Below are 17284 nucleotides of genomic sequence, written 5' to 3' on the forward strand. Positions count from 1 at the left end.
ACAACTGAGAACTATGCCTTCAGATCAGGGTTTATATCAATCCCGACACGAGCATGATGCTTGCGGAATAGGATTTGTAGTAAATATAAGGGGAAAAGAATCACACCAAATTGTAGATCAGGCCCTAACGGTGCTTCATAACCTCGACCACCGGGGTGCTACAGGTAGTGAGACCAATACGGGTGATGGTGCTGGTATTCTTGTCCAGATTCCACATAAGTTTTTAGTGGATTCATGCAGCGGCCTCGGTATTGACCTGCCCGGAAGAGGACAGTACGGAGTGGGCATGATGTTTCTGCCCCCAGAGCGGGAAGAACGACTGGCTTGTGAAAAAGTAATTGAAGAGATTGTTAAGGAAGAAGGCCAGGAAATTCTGGGATGGAGAAAAGTACCCACCGACAACTTCTATCTTGGCAAATCTGCCAAAGCTTCGGAGCCCTCTGTCCGCCAGCTCTTTATTGCTCGTAATTCCGACATCCAGACAGATCTGGATTTTGAACGGAAGCTCTATGTAATCCGTCGGAAAATTACCAAACGAATTGAAAATAGCGATCTCAAAGACAAGGAATACGTATATATTCCCAGCTTTTCTTCTCGTACTCTTATTTATAAAGGGATGCTCACCTCTACCCAGCTCAAGGATTTCTATCCGGATTTAACCGACCCCAAGATGGAGTCGGCGCTGGGATTGGTCCACTCACGATTCAGTACCAATACGTTTCCGAACTGGAAGCTGGCACATCCCTTCCGCTACCTGATCCACAACGGAGAGATCAACACCATGCGAGGAAATGAAAACGCCATGCATGCCCGTGAGGCTCAGCTTTCAACCGATCTTTTCGACGAAGATTTGGAAAACCTCACTCCTATTATTCAGGAAGACGGCAGCGACTCGGCAAAGTTTGACAATTGCCTGGAGTTCCTGTTGCTCAGCGGACGTTCTCTGCCCCATGCTATGATGATGATGATTCCCGAACCCTGGGAAAAGCATGAAACCATGTCTGATGAGATGAAAGCCTTTTATGAGTATCATAGCTGCATGATGGAACCTTGGGACGGGCCGGCTTCTATTGGTTTTACCGACGGTAAAATGGTAGGGGCTACGCTTGACCGAAATGGTCTTCGCCCCTCTCGATATTATGTAACCAGCGATGATATGGTCGTTCTTTCATCAGAGGTTGGAGTACTGGATATTCCTGCCGAGGATATCGTCTACAAAGACCGACTGCAGCCCGGTCGAATGCTGCTTATTGATACCGAAGAAGGCCGCATCAAAAGTGATGAGGAGATTAAACAGCAGATTGCCAGTGAACATCCCTATCGCGAATGGCTGGATGAAAACCTTGTTGACTTTCATAATCTGCCGGAAGAAAGTGAAGATCATTCTGTTCCTTCACACGAAGAGATTATCCACCGCCAAAAAGCTTTTGGATATACCTACGAAGATATCAACGTCAATGTAGGCCCAATGGCGGAAAATATGTTACAGCCGGTTGGAGCTATGGGGAATGATGCGCCTATAGCTGTGCTTTCTAATGAGCCCCAACTGCTGTATAACTACTTTAAGCAGCTTTTTGCACAGGTAACCAATCCGCCAATCGACCCTATCAGGGAAGAGTTGATTACCTCTACGGAAACAATATTAGGGTCGCAGGGCAACATTTTGGATACGACGCCTGAAAACTGTCGCCAAATACGGCTCAAGACACCCATCCTGAAAAATAAGGAACTTGCTCAGCTAAAAAATATTGATCTCTCGGGCTTCAAAAGTAAGACCCTTCCGATTCTCTACGATGTGGATAAGGGAGGAGACGGACTGGAGCAGGCGCTTGATGATCTTTTTGCCGCTGCCGACGAGGCTATTGAGGATGGTGTTAACATCCTGATTCTTTCGGATAGAGACTTTAACAAGAAAAAAGCACCGATTCCTGCCCTGCTGGCAGTAGCCGGCCTGCATCACCATCTTATTCGTTCTGGAAACCGGACGAAAGTTGGACTGGTCTTAGAATCCGGAGAACCGCGCGAGACCCACCATTTCTGTACCCTGTTAGGCTACGGCGTGGAGGCTGTCAATCCATACATGGCATACGAAAGTCTGCATGATTTAATTGAGCAAGGTCACTTAGACCTCTCTTTCAAGCGAGCCCAGAAAGGCTACATTAAAGCAGCCGTCAAGGGCATCGTAAAAGTCATGTCCAAGATGGGTATTTCGACCATCAAATCGTACCGCGGTGCCCAAATTTTTGAAGCACTTGGTCTTTCAGATGAGGTTATTGATAAATACTTCACCTGGACAGATTCGCGTATCGGAGGTATCGACCTCGATACTATTGCACAGGAAGCTAAATTACGGCACCATGAGGCCTTCCCCAACTATCATACCAACGGGCAGGTTCTTGACGAAGGCGGTCAGTACAAGTGGCGCAAAGGCAGCGAATATCATGCCTACAACCCTAAAACAGTTCATACGCTGCAACTGGCTACAAAAAATGGCGATTATGAACTCTACAAGGAATATACCAAGCTGATTGATGAGCAGGATGATCCGTTGCCAAACCTGCGTACTTTATTAGATTTTAACCTTGATGAATCGCAGTCTATTCCTCTCGAAGAAGTTGAATCGGTCGACGAAATTTGTCAGCGGTTTAAGACGGGAGCCATGTCGTATGGTTCTATTAGTGAGGAAACCCATGAAACGCTTGCCATTGCCATGAATCGCATTGGCGGCAAGAGTAATACCGGTGAGGGGGGCGAAAACTCTTCTCGGTACACCCCTGAGCCTAATGGAGACTCCAAACGGAGTTCCATAAAACAGGTGGCATCAGGGCGCTTTGGAGTAACCAGCGAATACCTTACGGAAAGTGAAGAAATACAGATTAAGATGGCCCAGGGGGCCAAGCCTGGTGAAGGTGGCGAACTGCCCGGCCGTAAAGTCTATCCATGGATTGCTGATGTGCGACTCTCTACGCCCGGTGTAGGACTTATATCTCCACCTCCTCACCACGATATCTATTCGATTGAGGATTTGGCTCAGCTTATTCACGACCTTAAAAATGCAAATAAACATGCAAAAATTAATGTTAAGCTGGTTTCGGCCGTTGGAGTAGGTACCATTGCAACAGGTGTTGCCAAAGGTAAAGCTGACGTTATCCTAATCAGTGGTCATGACGGTGGTACCGGTGCTTCACCACAAACCAGTATTAAGCACGCCGGACTGCCGTGGGAGCTCGGTTTATCCGAAACTCACCAGACGCTGGTGCTTAACGACTTGCGAAGTCGTGTCACCCTGGAAACAGATGGACAGATAAAAACCGGGCGTGATATTGCTGTGGCTGCGCTGCTCGGAGGCGAAGAATTTGGATTCGGGACCAGTGCCCTGGTCACTCTTGGCTGTATCATGATGCGCGTCTGCCACCTCAATACATGTCCTGTGGGTATTGCTACACAAGATCCAGAGTTAAGGCATAAGTTTACCGGCGACCCGCAGTATGTTGTCAACTTCATGAAGTTTGTAGCCCAAGACCTGCGTGAATATATGGCCAAGCTTGGCTTCCGTACCCTCGACGAGATGATCGGCCGTACGGACAAGCTCCATCAGCGTGAGACCGACCACTGGAAAGCTAAACAACTGGACTTGTCTCCTATTCTGCATCGTCCGGATATCGCCGACCAAGTAGGAACACGCTGCACCATTACTCAAAACCATGGGTTGGAAAATGCGCTGGATATCCAGACGTTGATGGATATCTGTGAGCCTGCTATTAATGAGGGGAAAAGTGTTAGAGCTACCCTGCCGATAAAGAATACAAACCGTGTGGTCGGTACGATGCTCGGCAGTGAAGTTACCCGCCGCCACGGTGCCAAGGGACTTTCCGAAGACACGATCCATCTCAAGTTTGAAGGATCTGCCGGACAAAGCTTTGGTGCGTTTACTCCCAACGGAATGACACTCGAACTGGAAGGAGATGCCAATGATTACTTTGGAAAAGGACTTTCCGGAGGAAAACTAATTCTTTATCCACCAAAGAACGCCCGGTTCGATCCGGCTGAAAATATCATTGTCGGTAACGTCTCTTTCTATGGAGCAACCAGCGGACAGGCGTTTATCCGTGGCAAAGCCGGCGAACGGTTTTGCGTTCGTAACAGTGGCCTGCATGCGGTAGTAGAAGCAGTAGGCGACCATGCCTGTGAATACATGACGGGCGGACGCGTAGTTGTGCTCGGTGAAACGGGGCGTAACTTTGCCGCCGGTATGTCGGGTGGTATTGCATACATCCTGGATCTCGATCAAAACTTCCACAAAAAATGTAATACCGAACGGGTTCTGCTTGAACAGCTTCGGGATGAGGAGGAGATCGAAGAGGTCTATGAGATGATTCGCCGTCATGCCGAGTACACCGACAGTCATCGAGGCTGGAAAGTACTTGCCAAGTGGGACGAAATGATCCATCGGTTTGTAAAAGTACTGCCTAAAGACTTCAAGAAGATGCAGCAGTCTATTACCGAAGCTGAAGAGAAAGGCCTCGATAAGGAAGAAGCTGAGATGGAAGCATTTCTGCAAAACAAATAATGGATCAACCATCTTTGAAAGGCATACCGAGAAAAACTTTAATCAACAATTGATGTACATCGAATATTATGGGTAAACCAACCGGTTTTATGGAGTTTGAGCGAAAGGAAACTCCGAACAGAAATCCAGAAGAACGAGTCAAAGATTGGGATTCGCTTCACGAACATCTTACGACGGAAGAACTACAGGAACAGGGAGCCCGCTGTATGGACTGCGGAATTCCTTTTTGCCAGACGGCAGAAGAAAAAAACGGTGCATCCATGGGGTGCCCGATCCATAACTTGATTCCCGAATGGAATCACCTGGTTTATAATGATAAGTGGGAGGAAGCGCTCCACCGCCTGCACAAGACCAATAACTTCCCCGAGTTTACCGGCCGCGCCTGCCCGGCTCCCTGCGAAGGCTCTTGCGTGCTTGGTATTATCGAAGAGCCTGTAGCAATCAAAAGTATTGAGCAAGCAATTATTGACCGCGGATTTGAAGAGGGATGGGTTACGCCCCAACCGCCCGAAAATCGTACGGATAAAGAAGTAGCAATTGTGGGCTCGGGCCCCGCCGGACTGGCTGCAGCAGATCAGCTGAATAAAGCCGGCCATACCCTGACCGTCTATGAGCGTGACAAACGCGTAGGTGGACTGCTGATGTATGGAATTCCAAATATGAAGTTAGAAAAAACGGTTGTTGATCGACGTATCAACCTTATGAAAGAGGAAGGCATTAATTTTGTGACCGGCACCGAGATCGGTACCGACATGCATGCTACCGAACTTACCGATAATTACGATGCCGTTATCCTGGCCGGTGGTGCTACCAATCCTCGCGATCTTGAAATTGAAGGACGTGACCTTGAAGGAATTCATTTTGCGATGGAATTTCTCCACGCCAATGTCGAAAAGCTGCTGGAAGATGAGCATAAAAATGAATTTATCTCAGCCAAGGACAAAGATGTCATCGTTATTGGTGGTGGTGATACCGGCACCGATTGTGTGAGTACTTCAATGCGCCATGGATGCAATACACTGACCCAGTTTGAAATTATGCCGAAACCTCCGGCAAGCCGAGGCGAAGAAAATCCCTGGCCCGAATGGCCCCACGTTTACAAAGTGGATTACGGCCAGGAAGAAGCAAAAGCCCGGTTTGGCGATGATCCCCGGCAGTACCAGGTTATGACCAAAAAGTTTCTCGGTGATGGCAACGGTAATGTCAAAGAACTCCACACCGTTGAGGTGGAATGGAAAACCAATGATGATGGCCAGAAGGTACTTGAGGAAGTATCCGGAACAGAGAAAGTCTGGAAAGCAGATTTAGTTCTGCTGGCTATGGGATTCCTGGGACCTGAAAACCCGGTATTAGAACAGCTTGAGGTTGAACGCGACGAGCGATCCAATGCCAAAGCGCCCTATGACGAATACCATACTAATGTAGATGGGGTTTTTGCTGCCGGTGATATGCGCCGGGGACAAAGCTTGATTGTATGGGCTATCAATGAAGGACGCGGAGCCGCACGCGAATGCGACCGATACCTGATGGGAAGTACTGAGTTGCCCTAACAATTCAACACACATGATGCTCTTAGTCTTGGCCTTTGCAGGACCTATAATATTCAATGCTCGATACTTAGATCATTATAGACTTGCAAAGGTTTCTTATTTATAAATAGGAAATAAAATAGATGGAACAACACATAGCTTAGAAACCTCTAACCAAGGTTAGATTACATTTATACTCCAGCATTTGTGTATAAAATTTATCACATTATGAGTGGACAATAACTCTACAAGAGAGAGATTGAATACATAAAAATAATAGTTATGGGGAGAGTCACTCTTGAAATATAGAGCATCATCTGCAAAACATGCTATTTGACTCATTTTAGTTGAACTGATAAAATATCTCCATTTTTTAAAGGCCGGTTGAAAGACCGGCCTTTCTCTTTTCCCTCCCACCTTCTACCACTTTATTCCAAGCTACACATATTGGTTAGTTTTAATCCCACGAGAAACACTCAAAACCCCTTCAATTCTCTTTAATCGGCATATATTCCTGTTAAATTTTTCCTTCAACTTACTCCAGGCAAAATTAATCACATCTTTCTGCAATCGATCCTTGACATATTATACCCTTTCGGGGTACATTGTGGAGTGAAGTGGTAGAATGTGGGAGTCCTATCCACTGATCGAATTCGACAACTTTTGCTGTAATTCTGGGGACCTTATATGCCGAGTTTTAAAGGCCAATATAATCATAGTGTAGATAATAAAGGACGCGTTAGCTTCCCGGCTAAACTGCGTAAGGCACTAAATCCCCAAGCTCAAGAGCGTTTTACGATCTTAAGAGGTCTCGAACCTTGTCTTTATCTCTACCCAGAAGATGAATGGCAAAAAGTAGAAGACCAACTCTCCCAAATTAACAGTTTTACCAAAGAAGGTCGCACAGTGAAGCGCAATTTCCTGCGTTTTGCTGAAGATCTTTCACTGGATAACCAGAACCGCATTCCACTTCCTTCACAACTTACAAACTGGGCCGGCATAGACGGCAAAGCCATCTTCATCGGCAGCGGCGAACGTATTGAAATATGGTCGCCTCAAAAACTCGATGAGATTGACTCCGGCCTGGATTTCGAATCGTATCAAGAACTTTTTGAGCGTGTAATGGGCGATAATGACAACGATGAGCAAGAAAAATGATACATATTATAAGCATCAGCCAGTATTGCTGCATGAATCCGTAGAGTATCTCATTACGGATCCAAGCGGTATCTATATCGATGCCACGCTCGGCGGTGGAGGACACAGCCAGGAATTGTTGTCTCAACTAAATAAGGACGCCCAATTAATAGGCATTGACCAGGATGACGAAGCGTTGCATGCAGCAAACTCCCGCATTGGTACCGACGCACGCTTCTCTTCCATAAAAGGTAATTTCGGATACCTCTCCCGCCTTATTTCCCCAGAATTACACGGCGAGGTATCCGGAATCCTTCTTGATCTTGGTGTTTCAACACACCAAATAACGGAGGCCGATCGTGGTTTCACCTTCCAAAAAGAAGGTCCACTGGATATGCGGATGAGTAACCTGCGAGGCGTAACCGCCTACCAGGTTGTTAACGACTACTCCTACGAAGATTTGCGTGATGTCATCTATCACTATGGAGAGGAACGTCTTAGCCGTGAAATCGCAAGCGAAATCATTGATCGACGTCCCGTAGAGACGACCACAGAACTACGTAAAGCCGTAGAGTCTGTCGTACATGGAAAGCATCAAATAAAAAGTATAGCTCGTGTTTTCCAGGGTATCCGTATTGAGGTGAATCGCGAGCTTGACATGCTTCGAGAGGTACTCAACCAATCTCTTGATCTGCTTCATGCAGGAGGGCGCATCGTAGCTATCAGCTACCATTCGCTTGAGGACCGTATTGTTAAGCGGTTCTTTAAAGCTGGGAATCATGAGGGTAAAATTGAAAAGGATTTTTATGGCAATCCGCTGAACCCCATTGAAGAAATATCCGGCGGTATTATTCGTCCAACGGAAAAAGAGATCGAACAAAACCCGGCTGCCCGAAGTGCAAAAATGCGGGTCGCTGAAATCATAGAACATCAGGAGGTGTAGTATGCTGGTAAAATCTCCCATGAAAAAAACGGAAGTCCGCCCGAATAAACGGAAAAAAAATAAAACATCCAGAAAGAAAAAAAGGCCAAGAGACTCATCAGCTTCAGGAAATACCGTCTATGGTAAAAAAGTAAAAAATGCTGATGGATCCTCAAGTCGTATTTCTTTTCCAAAAATCAAGCCCTGGAAAGTTATTGTCGGGGCTATTGTGCTTGGACTTTTGGGCATGCTCTATTTAAAGCATGTATTTGCTACCCAAGAGTTACTGCGTGAGGTTCAGCAACTGGAACGAGAATACAACCAAGCCAAGCGATTGCACAGTAACTATCGATTGACCTTTGACCGGATGATCGGTCCGGCTGAAATTTATGACAAAGCCAATAATCAAGGATTTATTAATGGCGGACCCGCAGAAAAAGTAATCGAGGTAGAGCAATAGATGCAAGAAGAGCAATCAAGCATATTAAACCGCATATTTGTGGTCTTTGGGCTGGTACTTTTAGTACCATGTGCCATTGGTATGCAGCTCTTTCGCATCAACTTTATTGAGGGCTCGGAACTGCGACAGCTCTGGAGCGAACAAGCTATTGATTACATCTCAATACCGGCTCAGCGAGGCAACATTTATGACGAGGATGGCAGCCTGTTAGCTACGAATTCGGTGGCATACAAAGTTGCCATAGATCCAAAAGTGACCGGACTTACTCAAACGCAAATTCGGCAGGTTTGTGATACTCTTGGCAAGTATAATTACCGGTCTTCCGGGCAATACCAGCAGAAAATAAGAAGTGCACCACAGCGATCCCGCTATGTCGTCTTGGGCAAAAATGTAACAGCCCAAGCCTATGAGGCGCTCCAACAGATGGATATCCGCGGCGTTATTCTCGAAGAAGAGTACGAACGACGCTATAGTTTTGGATCACTTGCAGCTCATGCTTTGGGATTTGTCAACCATAAGATGAACGGAATGACCGGTCTCGAAAATCAATATAACAAGCAGCTGAATGGCGAAGATGGCGTTCAGCAGGTTCGGCGGGAACGCAATGGCCGTATTTATGCCTATGTGGGCGCTCCTCGAAAACAGCCACAGCAGGGACATTCCTTATACACCACTATTGATTCCCACATCCAAGCTATTGTAGAGGAAGAACTTCGAGCCGGCATTGAACGAACAAAATCGACGTATGGGACTGCCATTGTAATGAATCCCAAGACCGGGGCTATCAAAGCGATGGCAAACTATCCGACCTATAATCCAAATAATTCAGCTACGCTCAACAAACACAACCGGCGGAATTTTGCAATAGCCGATATGATTGAGCCCGGCTCTACCTTTAAGCTGGTAACAGCTATTGCTGCTGTTGAGCAAGAAAAAGTTTCTTTTGATGAAACCTTTGAAACGCCCGATGATGGAAAAATTAAAATTCATGGGCAGTGGATGCGTGATCACGATCCACTCGGAACCCTAACGTTTCCTGAAGTCATTGAGCAGTCTTCGAATGTGGCAACAGCCCAAATAGCTATGCGGCTCTCAAACGATACTTTTTATCAGTATGCCCGCAACATGGGATTTGGCACCCCTACTAATATCGATTTACCAAACGAAGAAACCGGCCATCTCCAAAAACCGTTTGAATGGAGCAAAGTGTCGCTCCCATGGATGTCTATTGGTTACGAAGTGCAGGTTACACCCCTGCAGCTCGCTCAGGCCTATTCCGCTTTTGCTAACGGCGGAACGATGATGCGCCCCTTTCTGGTCGATAAAATTTTAGATAGCGAAGATAACGTAGTCTCCGAACAGGAACCCATGGCTGTACGACAGATTGCCGAAAAAGAAACAATTGACAAGTTATATCCTGTTTTTCAACGCGTTATCTCGGATTCCGGAACGGCTGCGCAGGCACAAGTCAAAGGACTGAATATTGTAGGCAAAACGGGCACGGCCCAAAAACTGATTAACGGGCGCTACCGCGCAGCTTATCGATCATCCTTTGTGGGATTCTTTCCGGCTGAAAATCCAAAGTATGTCTGCCTGGTGGTCTTAGACGATCCCCAGACGTACCCTCCCTATGGCGGATGGACGGCGGGCCCCATATTTCAACATGCGGCTAAGCGAATTGCCGGACTGGATAATGAAATCGAAAAGAAAATTATTGACCGCGGTTCCCAAGAGGATGTTTGGGCCTATGCTCCCGACTTAAAGGGACTCTCGCTGAAAGAGGCTACCTCCCTCCTTCAAAAGCAGGATCTCACGTATAATACCAAGGGAAATGGAAACTGGATTTCTATGCAACATCCTGCTCCCGGCTCAACGTTAACAGCTAACGATGCTATCACCGTTGAATTGACAAATGAATTTTCTGCACCGGATACCACCGAATTGCCAGACGGCTATTCAATCATTCCCGATGTAGGAGGCATGAGTATGCGTAAAGCTACACAAATAATTACCTCACGTGGATTTGAAACAAAGATGATCGGATCCGGAACGGTATACACACAATTTCCGCGTCCGGGTGATCAAATGAAAAGAGGGCGTTCCATTACGATCCGTGGAAAGTCAAAAGCACTGGAAACCCTGGTAAGCAAATAAAATAACTGAATTGAATCTTAATACACTCATATCGCTTTGTGAACCACTTGAGGTCACCGGCCCTGAGCCGGACGCCCTCGGTGCGCTCCAGCAAGATTCGCGTAATATTACCGCTGGTGATGTCTTTATTGCGATACGGGGCTACCAGGTTGATGGACATGACTTCATCCAGGCGGCCATTGACAATGGAGCTGTTGTCGTCATTTGTGAAGAACCTCCAATGAATTATAGCCAGGACGTGTGCATGATAGTGGTTGAAGACAGCCGCTCACTGCTTGGCCCTCTTGCCCAGGCATTTGAAGGCCACCCGGCGGAGGGAATGAGCATCATCGGCATCACGGGAACAAATGGAAAGACTACCGTTGCGACCCTCACTTATCAGCTGTTACAAAAGCTTGGAGCAAATCCAGCGCTGCTCGGGACGGTGGCCAAGTGTATTGGCGGTGAGGTCTATGAAAGTAAACTCACAACAGCAGACCCTATTGAGCTTGCAGCCGATATGAGAAAGATGGTTGAAGCTGGGACGAGCCATTTAGTGATGGAAGTATCTTCCCATGCCCTTGATCAACAGCGTGTTAATGGAGTACAGTTTAATATCGCAGCTTTTACCAATTTAAGTCACGACCATCTGGATTACCACGAGACGCTGGCAGACTATGCAAAAGCCAAGCAGGCATTATTCCTATCGCTGGGTGAAGATGACACCGCGGTTATCAATGCTGATGATGAACAGGCGCTTCTTATGGCTGAGGATTGTAAGGCCAACATAATCAACTTTAGCTTTGCTCAGGCTTCTGATGTAGAGTGCCAGGTATTAGCAAATACGACAGAGGGGCTGACAATCCGAATTGGACAATCACTGGTTGAAAGTCCGCTGATGGGACTGTTCAATGCTTATAACATTACCGAAGCATTTTTAATTGGTCAGGCCCTTGGCTTTGATACTGATGAAATCGTAACGGCTTTTAAAAATATTCCGGGTGCTCCGGGTCGGCTCCAAAGTATTGAGGATCCTGATAGTGATAAGCCCATTGTTATTGTGGACTATGCTCACACGCCGGACGCGCTAAGAAACGTACTTCAGACATTGGCAGAGCTTAAGACAAATCAACAAGCCCTGCATGTCGTTTTCGGCTGTGGTGGCAACAGAGATAAGAGCAAACGACCAAAGATGGCTGCTACTGCCGAAACATATGCTGATATCATCACCGTTACCTCCGACAATCCCCGAGATGAAGACCCGGATGCTATTATTGATGATATCATGGCTGGATTTAATAATCCAACAAATATCTCCCGGATAACAGATCGCAGGCAGGCCATCACGCAGGCTATCAAAGAAGGTGATGCCAACACGATGGTCCTGGTAGCCGGTAAGGGCCACGAAACTTACCAGGAGATTCAAGGAAAACGATACCAGTTTGATGACCGGCAGGTGGCACGCGAAGCATTAGGCAACAGTAATGTGAATCCTAAAACACAGGAGGTCTGATGCTGTACGAACTCTTAAGCTGGCTTGAAGCAAATTATCAGCCTCCCGGGTTTGGGGCTTTTGAATTTATTACAACACGGGCTGCTGTTGCAGCGGCCATGGCCCTGTTTATTAGTATCATGATTGGGCGACAACTCATCAAATGGTTGGAACAGATGCAGCTGCGTGAGGTTATCCGCGATGACATCGGGCTCGACAGTCACCTCGGCAAGGCACATACGCCTACGATGGGGGGCATTATCATCCTTCTGGCCATCCTTATCCCGGCCCTGCTCTGGATGCGCATGGACAGCATCTATACCTGGATGATCATCTTGGTCACCTTCATTCTGGGTGTTGTGGGCTTCGTTGATGATTACATCAAAGTGGTAAAACAAGATAAGTCTGGCCTCAGCGGACGGCTTAAAATTGCCGGACAGGTGTCGGTCGGTTTGCTCTTGGGCTGCACGCTCTATTTCTGGCCGGAGTTTCAGGAATTTAACACGCTGACTACCGTTCCATTTCTGAAAAATGTGAACATCGATTACGCCATTTTAGGAGAAGCCCTTGGATGGCTGATCTATATTCCCGTTGTCATTTTTGTAATTACGGCTGTGAGTAATGCCACCAACCTGACTGACGGCCTCGATGGGCTGGCAGCGGGCACCTCGGCCATTGCCGGACTGATTCTCGGAATTTTTGCTTATGTATCCGGCCGGACCGACTTTTCGAATTTCCTGGATATTATTTACCTCCCGGGATCCGGGGAATTGACCATCTTCTGCGCTTCGTTAGTCGGGGCCTGTATGGGATTCCTCTGGTATAATACGCATCCGGCGTCTGTTTTTATGGGCGATACCGGCTCATTGGCTCTGGGCGGTGCATTTGGGGCCATTGGACTTATGCTTCATAAAGAACTACTGCTGCCCATCGTCTGTGGTATCTTTTTTGTTGAAACGATTTCTGTAATCATCCAAACAACCTATTTCAAATATACCAGGTACAAATACGGCGAAGGTAAACGCATCTTTTTGATGTCTCCCATTCACCACCACTTTGAAAAAAAGGGGTGGCCAGAATCCAAGATTGTGGTTCGATTCTGGATTATCGCCGTACTGCTGGGCATTCTTGGCCTCTTAACCCTTAAACTCCGATGATAGACATACAGAAAAAACATATTGTCGTTATTGGTGCCGCCCGTAGTGGGCTGGCCGCTGCTTCGCTGTTGAAGCAGAACGGAGGAGGTGTATTTGTGACAGATAGTGGAGAAATTAAACCGCCCGTCAAGGAGGCGTTAACAGTACAGGGTATCCCCTTTGAAGAAAACGGACACACCGAGCAGGCACAGCAAGGAGACTTTGCCGTTGTGAGTCCAGGTGTACCAACTGAAGCTCCTCTTGTTCAACATTATTTAAACGCTGGACAGGGAGTATTCTCAGAGATCGAGATAGCCAGCTGGTTTAATGACAATCCCATTGTGGCCGTAACCGGAAGTAATGGGAAAACTACCGTCACCCACTGGCTGGACCACACCTGGACACTGGCTAATCGTCCCCACCAGACGGCTGGCAATATTGGTTTTGCTTTTTCCGATGCCGTCAAAAAGAAGGAGTCTCATTCCGACATGCTACTGGAAATAAGCAGCTTTCAGCTGGATCATATCAGGGACTTCCACCCTCGGGTGAGTCTTTTGTTAAATGTTACCCCCGACCATCTGGATCGGTATGATAACGATTTTTCAAAATACGCAGCTGCCAAATTTCGGATTACTGAAAACCAGTCCAGCAAAGATTGGCTGATCTATAACTATGATGATCCCCTGATTAAGCAGCATGTAGAATCTTTGAATCAACAAAATATCGCTCCACAGCTTCTGGCTTTTTCCAATAACAAGGAGTTGGTCGAAGCAGATGGGGCTTTTGTTCGAGACGATCACATTATACTCAAACTTAACAAAGAAGAAGAGGTTTTAATGCCTACGAGAGATGTAAAACTTTCAGGCAAGCACAATTTAAACAATGGCTTAGCTACCGCACTGGCCGCTCGTGCTTCCGAAATAAAAAACGATATTATCCGAGAAAGCCTCAGCACCTTCGAAGGGGTTGAACATCGTTTGGAACATGTACGGACGGTCAAAGGGGTGAAGTATGTCAATGACAGTAAAGCCACCAACATCAATGCCGTGTGGTACGCCCTGGATAGCTTTAACGTGCCCCTCACGCTTATTTTGGGCGGTCGGGACAAAGGAAATGATTACAGTAAGCTGGCAGATCAGATCCGGGAGAAAGTCCATACTATCATCGCTATCGGGGAAGCTAAACCACTGATTGAAGAACAACTCAAGTCCGTTGTACCCCATTTCAAGACTGCGGCAACGATGAACGAAGCCGTACGGATTGGAAAGCAGCAGGCCAAGCGTGGTGAAACCGTTCTGCTAAGCCCTGCCTGTTCTTCTTTTGATATGTACGACAACTATAAACACCGAGGCAACGAATTTAAGAAAGCTGTTAATCGATTATAGATGAAGCTACTCAGCTTTCAGTTTTCGGCTACCCAGTGTAAACCGGGATAGCCGAAAGCTGAAGACTGAAAAGAACTAAATTATGCTATACACAACGCCAAATAAAAATATCTCATCCGTAATGGGCACCAGCCCGGATGAAATTGATACACCTGCCCAAGGCAGTGATCGGGTACTCCTTGTATCTGTTATTATCCTGATGATCTTTGGCAGCCTTGCGGTGTATTCCTCGATTGCATTCTTTGCTGAAAGCAACCAGACCTCGGCCGGCAGTTTGGTGATCAGCCACTTGGTAAAGCTGAGCATTGCTTTCCTGGGTATGCTAATCGCCTCTAAAATAAATTATCACACCCTCGCTAAGTTTAGTCGCCTGGGAATGGTCGTAAGTTGGGTACTGCTGATTGGCGTATTTTTCTTTGGAGCAGAAGTATTTGGAGCACGCCGCTCACTGAGTATTGGCGGATTTTCATTCCAGCCCTCTTCCCTGGCTACGGTAGCACTACTCATCCATATTGCCGTACTCGTCGATGAAAAGCAGGACTATATCAAAGATTTCAAGCGGGCTTTCCTGCCCATTATGTTCTGGGTGGTCATTACGTGTGGACTTATTGGCATCGAAGATTTCAGTAGCGCAGCAGTGCTCATGGGACTCTCCATGCTCGTGATGTTTGTCGGGCGTGTCAGCACTCTGCAGTTGGGCTCTTTATTGATTATCGGATTGTTGGGAGCTTCCGTCCTGATCTGGCAATCACCCGAGCGGCAGAGCCGAATCGACCACTATATCGACCAGGTTGTTCAGGTTAAAAGCGACGAATTTAATGTGGCGGAAGGATACCAGGCTCAACAAGCGCATATTGCTATCGCCCAGGGCGAGATATTTGGCGTAGGAATTGGAAAAAGTACGCAACGCGATTTCTTGCCTGCCCCCTATAACGACTTCATTTTTGCCATCATCGCAGAAGAGTATGGCTTTGTTGGATCTGTTGCCCTGCTGCTCCTTTTTACCCTCATCCTGTTTCGAGGTATTGCTAAAATCGCTAAAAATGCACCTGATACACTTGGCATGCTTATGGCCGTTGGGTGTACCCTGACGATTGCACTTTACGGATTTGTGAATGCTGGTGTAGCAAGCGGCTTATTACCCGTAACCGGTTTACCCATGCCCTTTGTGAGCTATGGCGGGACCAGCACTCTTTTTTCAGGACTGATGATCGGAATTTTATTGAATATTTCTAAACACAGCAGCGGGAAAAACGCAGTCTTTTATGCATAAAGCCGAAACAGACATATCACCCAAGCCCGTTTCTGGCGGTACTACTGCAGGGCAGCTCCGTGTACTTATTGCTGCCGGTGGCACCGGTGGACATGTATACCCCGCTATTGCTATTGCCGATGCACTGCAGGCAGAATATGCTGATAGCGAAATCCTTTTTGTTGGCACCAAAGATCATATGGAATGGGAAACCGTACCTCGTGCAGGATACGATATAACCAGCATCTGGATTAGCGGCTTTCATCGCCGGTTGACGGCTAAGAATCTCTTATTTCCGGTTAAACTGGGTACAAGTCTGGTTCAGAGCCTTAGAATCATTAACAAGTTTAAGCCAGACGTTGTGGTTTCTTGTGGCGGATATGCTGCGGGACCGGTGGGGTGGGTAGCTGCTAAGAAAGGGGTCCCCTTGGTCGTACAGGAACAAAATAGCTTTCCGGGGGTCACCAATCGCCTGCTGGGCAAAAGCGCTGAACGTATTTTTACGGCTTTTGAAGAAGCAGAAAACTTTTTCCCAAAAGGGAAAATCGTATTAGCTGGTAATCCCACGAGAAATTCGTTGACAGAAGCAAACCAGCAACAAGCACTGCAGGCATTCAACTTTGATGAAAAGCATGCTACCCTTTTGATATTGGGTGGCAGTGGCGGTGCCAAAAGCATCAATGAAGCGATGAAAAGGCATATTACTTCGCTCCATGATGATCAGCAGCTTCAGATCATCTGGCAATGTGGACAGCGCTATTACGACCGACTCCGCGAAGATATTGATCCTGCTAAATATGACAACTTAATTTTAACTGACTTCCTCCACAATATGCCGGAGGCTTATGCTGCAGCTGACCTGGTGATTAGCCGGGCGGGAGCTTTATCTTGCTCTGAGTTAGCCCTTACGGGCAAACCGAGCATCCTGGTGCCTTCTCCGAACGTGGCGGGCGATCATCAAACGAAGAACGCGCAGTCAATGGTGCATGAAGGAGCCGCAGAACTGGCCAAAGATGATGAGCTGGATGAGACCCTTGCCGAACTTGTTGACACATTGATTAATGATCAACAACGACTGCAGAAAATGCAACAGGCAGCTTTAACATTAGCTCGGCCGGAAGCCGCTCAAACCATCGCAAAAGAAATCATAACACTGATACAGACCGATAGTAAACGTTAATCATAACTTTAAATAGAGCAGAAAAATAAACCCAAGCTTGTCATCCTGAATTTATTTCAGGATCTCATTGATCCTGCTGTAAATAGAT

The 17284-nt window shown here is 46.9% G+C and carries 11 protein-coding genes; all 11 read left to right on the top strand.

Going from position 1 to position 17284, the window contains the following annotated elements; translation table 11 throughout:
* Positions 1–13 precede the first annotated feature (13 nt).
* The 11 genes from gltB (at position 14) to murG (ending at position 17196) form a co-directional block, all read left to right on the top strand.
* On the top strand, positions 14–4570 hold the full coding sequence (gene gltB / locus J6I44_RS11555) for a glutamate synthase large subunit (protein ID WP_265766290.1): 4557 nt from the start codon (positions 14–16) through the stop codon (positions 4568–4570).
* A 68-nt stretch (positions 4571–4638) separates the two neighbouring features.
* On the top strand, positions 4639–6120 hold the full coding sequence (locus J6I44_RS11560) for a glutamate synthase subunit beta (protein WP_265766291.1): 1482 nt from the start codon (positions 4639–4641) through the stop codon (positions 6118–6120).
* Positions 6121–6786: 666 nt separating this feature from the next.
* Positions 6787–7257: a division/cell wall cluster transcriptional repressor MraZ gene (mraZ, locus tag J6I44_RS11565; protein WP_265766292.1), complete on the top strand. Its 471-nt coding sequence runs from the start codon at positions 6787–6789 to the stop codon at positions 7255–7257.
* Positions 7241–8179, top strand: a complete 939-nt coding sequence (gene rsmH / locus J6I44_RS11570; protein WP_265766293.1) for a 16S rRNA (cytosine(1402)-N(4))-methyltransferase RsmH — start codon at positions 7241–7243, stop codon at positions 8177–8179. Before mraZ ends, rsmH begins: the two co-directional genes overlap by 17 nt.
* Before the next feature lie 19 nt (positions 8180–8198).
* Complete coding sequence (locus J6I44_RS11575; protein ID WP_265766294.1) at positions 8199–8618, top strand: hypothetical protein; 420 nt, start codon at positions 8199–8201, stop codon at positions 8616–8618.
* A complete protein-coding gene (locus J6I44_RS11580) occupies positions 8619–10772 on the top strand; it encodes a penicillin-binding transpeptidase domain-containing protein (protein ID WP_265766295.1) in 2154 nt (717 codons plus the stop codon).
* Positions 10773–10782: 10 nt separating this feature from the next.
* A complete protein-coding gene (locus J6I44_RS11585) occupies positions 10783–12264 on the top strand; it encodes a UDP-N-acetylmuramoyl-L-alanyl-D-glutamate--2,6-diaminopimelate ligase (protein WP_265766296.1) in 1482 nt (493 codons plus the stop codon).
* Positions 12264–13400: a phospho-N-acetylmuramoyl-pentapeptide-transferase gene (mraY, locus tag J6I44_RS11590; RefSeq protein ID WP_265766297.1), complete on the top strand. Its 1137-nt coding sequence runs from the start codon at positions 12264–12266 to the stop codon at positions 13398–13400. The genes J6I44_RS11585 and mraY overlap by 1 nt, the downstream gene beginning before the upstream one ends.
* Entirely contained in the window at positions 13397–14764 is a 1368-nt protein-coding gene (gene murD / locus J6I44_RS11595; protein WP_265766298.1) for a UDP-N-acetylmuramoyl-L-alanine--D-glutamate ligase, read from the top strand. Before mraY ends, murD begins: the two co-directional genes overlap by 4 nt.
* A gap of 82 nt (positions 14765–14846) precedes the next feature.
* Positions 14847–16037: an FtsW/RodA/SpoVE family cell cycle protein gene (locus tag J6I44_RS11600; protein ID WP_265766299.1), complete on the top strand. Its 1191-nt coding sequence runs from the start codon at positions 14847–14849 to the stop codon at positions 16035–16037.
* A complete protein-coding gene (gene murG / locus J6I44_RS11605) occupies positions 16030–17196 on the top strand; it encodes an undecaprenyldiphospho-muramoylpentapeptide beta-N-acetylglucosaminyltransferase (RefSeq protein WP_265766300.1) in 1167 nt (388 codons plus the stop codon). The genes J6I44_RS11600 and murG overlap by 8 nt, the downstream gene beginning before the upstream one ends.
* Positions 17197–17284: the final 88 nt, after the last annotated feature.

It is taken from the genome of Fodinibius salsisoli, from assembly GCF_026229185.1.
GTDB lineage: Bacteria > Bacteroidota > Rhodothermia > Balneolales > Balneolaceae > Fodinibius > Fodinibius salsisoli.

Excerpts from the sequence above, each read along its gene's own strand:
- gltB (WP_265766290.1), top strand. The coding sequence starts at position 14 with ATGCCTTCAGATCAGGGTTTATATCAATCCCGACACGAGCATGATGCT.
- J6I44_RS11560 (WP_265766291.1), top strand. The coding sequence starts at position 4,639 with ATGGGTAAACCAACCGGTTTTATGGAGTTTGAGCGAAAGGAAACTCCG.
- mraZ (WP_265766292.1), top strand. The coding sequence starts at position 6,787 with ATGCCGAGTTTTAAAGGCCAATATAATCATAGTGTAGATAATAAAGGA.
- rsmH (WP_265766293.1), top strand. The coding sequence starts at position 7,241 with ATGAGCAAGAAAAATGATACATATTATAAGCATCAGCCAGTATTGCTG.
- J6I44_RS11575 (WP_265766294.1), top strand. The coding sequence starts at position 8,199 with ATGAAAAAAACGGAAGTCCGCCCGAATAAACGGAAAAAAAATAAAACA.
- J6I44_RS11580 (WP_265766295.1), top strand. The coding sequence starts at position 8,619 with ATGCAAGAAGAGCAATCAAGCATATTAAACCGCATATTTGTGGTCTTT.
- mraY (WP_265766297.1), top strand. The coding sequence starts at position 12,264 with ATGCTGTACGAACTCTTAAGCTGGCTTGAAGCAAATTATCAGCCTCCC.
- murD (WP_265766298.1), top strand. The coding sequence starts at position 13,397 with ATGATAGACATACAGAAAAAACATATTGTCGTTATTGGTGCCGCCCGT.
- J6I44_RS11600 (WP_265766299.1), top strand. The coding sequence starts at position 14,847 with ATGCTATACACAACGCCAAATAAAAATATCTCATCCGTAATGGGCACC.
- murG (WP_265766300.1), top strand. The coding sequence starts at position 16,030 with ATGCATAAAGCCGAAACAGACATATCACCCAAGCCCGTTTCTGGCGGT.